This is a genomic window from Exiguobacterium sp. s36 (genome assembly GCF_018618345.1).
Lineage (GTDB): Bacteria > Bacillota > Bacilli > Exiguobacteriales > Exiguobacteriaceae > Exiguobacterium > Exiguobacterium chiriqhucha.
Window position 1 is genome coordinate 1 of sequence record NZ_JACSLW010000016.1, and the last position, 5,102, is coordinate 5,102.

Consider the following 5,102-nt stretch of genomic DNA (forward strand, 5'->3'; position numbering starts at 1 on the left):
GAAAGTCACTGAATTACCGCACACCGTTGGAGGCATTTTTGAGTCACCTGAATGGAGTCGATCTGTCTAGCTTAAATTGACAAACGGAATGATTTAAAGATATCAGTGTACTGCAACTTTTAACTGATACATCTATAAAAGCAGCAAAGGATTTTTCGTCAGCAACCGCCAGGGCGTTAGTCCATCGATTGTTCCACGTGAATGATTGCCTCTAACGGCACATGGATGATCCCGTCCCGCTGATTGGCCAGCTCGACGGTCCGCTCCATGTAATTCGTCCGGTGCACAAACCCCTTGAATCGTTTCATCTCCCGATCCTCCACATATTTCACCTCCACCATATCCCCGCTGAAGATCGCGTCATTCAGCACATTCTCATAGACCGATAGGACCTGTTCATCGATATCTGGCATCTCAATTTTTTGAATCTCTTTATAGTATTTCGTCAGTAGCGCCTTGTGCTCGGGCATGAGGAACGGGATCCATTTCAGCTCACCCCGATCGCGATACATCGTCATCACAATCACTCCTTTTTATAAAACGAACACTTGTTCCTATTTTATACCTGATTTGTCCCGTTTGAACAGCCTTTTTCATGATTGTTGATCCCTGCGTCCTGTTTCCGTACTCTAGCTCGCTGGTCGTCGGTGCAAGGGACGTCAAAAAAATGACGCGCCCTCCGGCCCGTCTTCCTTCGCTTTAGGCTCAAAGCGAGGCTTTTCGCTCGTTGGCTACGGAAGCCTGGTTCTGCGTGCGCTCTACGCATTTTTTTGAGGCTCTCCCTGCGGTCGCCCTTGCACCGTCTCCCGACGCTCGCTGCGTTCCCGTCAACAGGACGCACAACGGTGTTCGTTCTGAGGACAGCTTATCCGAAAGGGGACAAATTATCATGGAACTATCCGCCATCATCGAGGTCATTCGTATCAAGCAAGAGGTTCGCGAGGAGATGGTCGCCCTCGAGCACGCCATCATCCACTCGCCGGACAGTGCCCGACAAATCGGCGCATCGTTCATCGGGGACGACGACCGTGAAGTGTTCCTCGTCATCATGCTGAACACGAAGAACCGGGTCATCGGCGTCCACCGGGCGCACGTCGGGAGCGTCAACTCGAGCGTCGTCCACCCACGGGAAGTCTTCAAATGCGCCATCCTGAACAACGCCTCGTGTCTCATCGTCTGTCACCAGCATCCGAGCGGTGACCCGACACCGAGCCGGGAGGACATCCTCGTCTCCGAACGATTACATGAAGCAGGCGACCTCATCGGCATCCCGGTGCTCGACCATCTCATCCTCGGTGCGGACGAGTCATACGTCAGCATGAAACAGCGAGGTTACATGGGTTGAACGGAATGGAGTGGGGCCGGGGGACCGGTCCCGGTCCGTCCGGGAAGGGCAAGGACGAAAAACGTACGTTTTTCTTTGACGGGATGGGCGACTCGCGTTGCTCTCGCCTGGATCCATAGAGCGGGATCCGGAAGGAAAAGGGTCGTTTTCGCATGACGAAAACGAGATGGTTCGTGTGTGAAGATTGGACGTTGTTTTGGTCTGTCTCGTAAGAAGACTATTTGATGAAATGACAGAAGTGAAAACACGGTTTGTTTATTGAAAATGAGCATGTTTTCTAAACAAGCCCTATTGCTTGTTTGAAACAACACCAGGGCTTACGTGAAATTAGGCGAGATGTTGCCTGCTTGCTTGCGAGGTATCATGAGGCTATCAACAGGAGAGGATGATTCAGATGGACAGCTACCAACTAGATCAACAGACGATGGACGAGATGACGGAGGTATTGCTTCGACGCCTTCCTGACCGGCTTCAAGAAGATTTTGACGACTTAAAGCTTGTGAGCATGGATATTCTTTGTGATGTGAAGGAAGGAGAACGTTTGACCGACCTTACCGTCTTCTTTAGTACAAATACGCTTCGCCATAATCGACGTACATAAGAACAAAAAGAAGTTCGTATATCTTCATATAATCTTTCTAGTAAATGTTTTTATTCAAGCAAAAACACCTTTGATGCTAGCACATTTTAAAAATTGTACCACGCCGAAGGTGTTTTTATATTATCTCAAGAAAATTAGGGTACCCCCGTCCAATTTATATGCGAAGGGCGTTTTTTCATACTTTAGTTTCACACTTTTTAATAAGTTACCCCTAGAATGAAGGGCCTTAATGCAATATATGATTCTGGGATGTTAATCCATCTCTCTAGATATGGATCATAGTAACGGCCACTCTTGATTCCTTCTCTTGAATTCCATTCTCCTTCAAATAAATAATCTTTCTCACTTCTTAAATACATCTCTAAGCGTTCATCTGAATTTTCATGCTCGTCCAGTCCCTGTGTATCTGGTCCCAAATGTTCTTCGAGCTCTTCAGAGGAAAGATTAGAGTAATAGGACCATTTTTCTGGACCGGCCAAATATCTAAGACCTTCATAGAGGGAATCGAACTTGAGGAATTCTCGTCTTGTTTCAAATTCTTTGGAGTCTCGCCATTCGTATACGGTGAGCCAGCGTTGAGCGAAATCGAACAATCTAAATGTACCTTCGCTTAAATCAGGTTCGGACTTGTCATGAGTCACGACTTGTTCTTCACCGTCTGAGTATTTGATATAGTATATGAGTTCACCTGACATCTCTTCGTTCTCTAAAAAATCAAATAGTTCCATCTCTTTATCATTGAGTAATTCTACCAAAGAGATTTCCTGTTCAGAATTCATCTCTCGATACATGATGACCAGGTTTTTAATGCTATAGATTTTCAATGTCAGTACCTCCAATACTGTATTTTTGGATAGAATTGCGTTACTTGCGGATTCTTACTTGATCCATCTGCATACTTTTGAATACCTACGCGATAAAACTTGCCATCGACATATGCATCATATTGAAAGAATTTCTCACCTTTATATTTCAAAAAGTCATTTGCAATCTTTGATTTTCTCGCATGAAGCGTTTTTGAAAGGGCGTTTAATATCTGTGTGTTTGTCGTATCGGGTGGGAAAAATGTCTGCGGCTTTGATTTTCCAGGACCGGACGTCCCAATCCAATATCTAAGGTCATGTCGATATAACATATGCCCAAATCTCTCATTCTTTAGTATAAGCGGTTTTTTGGCGCCGGGTAATACATTTGGGAATGCAATATGGTCCTTGTTTTGCATATATGCTTTTGCTGCATCTAGACCTGGCTTTGTATTGTTATTATTTTTTGATTTAACTTTTACAGTCTCAACTAAGTCTCCTTTAGTATCTTTGTCATTTTTAGGTTTGCGAATTTGAACACGTCCATGCTCCATAAATTTTGAAAGAGCTTTAAACAATGCACTGCGTTGCACAGATACTGTAGGTTTAGGAGCTAGGATTTCTATGGAGTCTCCGTTTGATTTTATATAAAATCCATCTATTATTGTCTCTTCTAAGGGTCGTTTTCGTATGACGAAAACGGAGTGGTTCGTGCGTGGATATAGGGTGAAGTTTTGTTCTGTCTCGTGATTTTTTGATAAAACGATAGAAGTAAAACATGGCTTGTTTATTGAAAATGACCATGATTTCTAAACAAGCCCTAGGGCTTGTTTGAAACAACACCAGGGCTTACGTGGAATTAGGTGAGATGTTGCCTGCTTGGATGCGAGGTATCATGAGGCTATCAACAGGAGAGGATGATTCAGATGGACAGCTACCAACTAGATCAACAGACGATGGACGAGATGACGGAGGTATTGCTTCGACGTCTTCCTGACCGGCTCCAAGAAGATTTTGACGACTTAAAACTTGTGAGCATGGATCTTCTTTGTGATGTGAAGGAAGGGGAACGCTTGACCCACCTCACCGTCTTTTTCAATACGAATATGCTTCGACGGAATCGTCGTACATAAGAAAAAGGAATGATTGTATACATGTATATGTGTATACACTTTTTAAAAGTCTTCATTTCTGTAGTCTCATGAACAAGGACTGAACGGGCTCTGGACGGGGAATCGTTCTATAGAAAACCGGAAGAGGTGAGACGTGATGGATGAGGGCTGCTTGATGACTATGCGTTCGAAGGATTGGATCCGTTCGTCCGGACCGTGTTCTCTGAACTGATGGAACATCCCGAGTGGATGCGTGTCGTCGACAAGGCACATTGCGTCGAGAAGGTCGTCCGGTTCGATGACGGACGGAACTCGCCCTACTTCCGGGTGTTGATCTATCTGGATTCAGAAGATTGTCCGATCAAGAAAGTGTATCTATACGGGACATGGGTGGTGGCGGATGGAGACGTGAGCTTCGTCGTCTCGGAGCTGTCCAAGGGTGTATTCGAATATGAAGTGATGCACGTCCATTGGCTCATCAAGTATCGGTTCGAGGATTGGGGAGTCTCTGAGGACGGGGCATGGGAGAAGGAATGGTGATCCGGGCTCATGCGTGAGCGTCTAACGCCCCGTGGCGAAGTCGCTCATCGCACCGCTGCCCCCCTGACGGCCCGATAACAAGAGCTGCTTTAAAACGCATCTCTATGTTCCTGGTCCTTTCTGACGGGAGGCACGGAGCGTAATGACAACGTCAAAAGCAAGAGCGGGGGTGCGTCTAACGCCACGCGAGGAACACCATTCGGCGGAATGGTGTTTTTTCATGTACATGGACCAGCATCATCTAGTGCACTGTCTATATATAAAAAATGCATCAGCTAACTCGGCTTTTAAAAAGTCAGTTAGCTTGATGCAATTTTTATGAGCTGAGCTTGCTTGTTTTTTATTTTCGTCACGTAAGGCGAGAAACGGGTTGAACCCATATAGTGATCTTGCTCCGAGAGACTAGAGAGTAAGGCGAGGATGTTTTTAAGCTGCTTCGCCCCTTCTTGGATGCTCAAGTGATTGACATGTCCCTTTTGATCTAATCGGTTCACAAACAGCTCGACCTTCCCGCCGCTTTCAATCAATTCCCGACTGACCAATGCCGTATCCTCTATCAACTCTTCGAACTGATGATGAAGGCCGATTCCATTCGAAGCCGACAAGTCGAGATACACCGTGAACATGTCTTGATTGACCGGCTGGTACAGTTTCGTTTGCAAAGTCGATTTCTTCGCCGTCGCATACCAGTCGATTTGTCT

At 45.8% G+C, this 5,102-nt stretch carries 7 protein-coding genes and 1 pseudogene; 4 read left to right on the top strand and 4 right to left on the bottom strand.

The genetic code is table 11. The features are described 5' to 3' along the window. Nucleotides 1-176: 176 nt before the first annotated feature. Nucleotides 177-518, bottom strand: a complete 342-nt coding sequence (locus KNP95_RS15705; protein WP_251138582.1) for a YolD-like family protein — start codon at nucleotides 516-518, stop codon at nucleotides 177-179. 371 nt (nucleotides 519-889) lie between these two features. Between KNP95_RS15705 and KNP95_RS15710 the strand changes: the two genes are divergently transcribed. Together KNP95_RS15710 and KNP95_RS15715 are read left to right on the top strand one after the other, a co-directional pair. Continuing rightward, nucleotides 890-1,345 carry a JAB domain-containing protein gene (locus KNP95_RS15710; RefSeq protein WP_214803761.1) on the top strand — a complete coding sequence of 152 codons (456 nt, stop codon included), beginning with the start codon at nucleotides 890-892 and terminating at the stop codon, nucleotides 1,343-1,345. Nucleotides 1,346-1,739: 394 nt separating this feature from the next. Continuing rightward, nucleotides 1,740-1,946, top strand: a complete 207-nt coding sequence (locus KNP95_RS15715; protein ID WP_214838307.1) for a hypothetical protein — start codon at nucleotides 1,740-1,742, stop codon at nucleotides 1,944-1,946. Nucleotides 1,947-2,143: 197 nt separating this feature from the next. Here KNP95_RS15715 and KNP95_RS15720 read toward each other — a convergent pair whose 3' ends face one another. Continuing rightward, nucleotides 2,144-2,770, bottom strand: coding sequence for a hypothetical protein (locus KNP95_RS15720; RefSeq protein WP_214838310.1), 627 nt, complete (start codon nucleotides 2,768-2,770; stop codon nucleotides 2,144-2,146). A gap of 2 nt (nucleotides 2,771-2,772) precedes the next feature. Further along, nucleotides 2,773-3,342 (bottom strand): hypothetical protein, encoded by a 570-nt coding sequence (locus KNP95_RS15725; protein WP_214838313.1) that lies wholly within the window; start codon nucleotides 3,340-3,342, stop codon nucleotides 2,773-2,775. Between the two features lie 333 nt (nucleotides 3,343-3,675). Here KNP95_RS15725 and KNP95_RS15730 point away from each other — a divergent pair, with 333 nt between their 5' ends. Together KNP95_RS15730 and KNP95_RS15735 are read left to right on the top strand one after the other, a co-directional pair. Beyond that, on the top strand, nucleotides 3,676-3,882 hold the full coding sequence (locus KNP95_RS15730) for a hypothetical protein (RefSeq protein WP_029336186.1): 207 nt from the start codon (nucleotides 3,676-3,678) through the stop codon (nucleotides 3,880-3,882). Nucleotides 3,883-4,056: 174 nt separating this feature from the next. Further along, nucleotides 4,057-4,401 (top strand): hypothetical protein, encoded by a 345-nt coding sequence (locus tag KNP95_RS15735; RefSeq protein WP_214838316.1) that lies wholly within the window; start codon nucleotides 4,057-4,059, stop codon nucleotides 4,399-4,401. A gap of 299 nt (nucleotides 4,402-4,700) precedes the next feature. Here the strand turns inward: KNP95_RS15735 and KNP95_RS15740 are convergent. Further along, a pseudogene (locus KNP95_RS15740) lies at nucleotides 4,701-5,102 on the bottom strand (DUF58 domain-containing protein); the annotation flags it as partial.

Bases quoted from the DNA above. Each gene is read 5' to 3' on its own strand.
- KNP95_RS15705 (WP_251138582.1), bottom strand. From the start codon at position 518: ATGACGATGTATCGCGATCGGGGTGAGCTGAAATGGATCCCGTTCCTC.
- KNP95_RS15710 (WP_214803761.1), top strand. From the start codon at position 890: ATGGAACTATCCGCCATCATCGAGGTCATTCGTATCAAGCAAGAGGTT.
- KNP95_RS15715 (WP_214838307.1), top strand. From the start codon at position 1,740: ATGGACAGCTACCAACTAGATCAACAGACGATGGACGAGATGACGGAG.
- KNP95_RS15730 (WP_029336186.1), top strand. From the start codon at position 3,676: ATGGACAGCTACCAACTAGATCAACAGACGATGGACGAGATGACGGAG.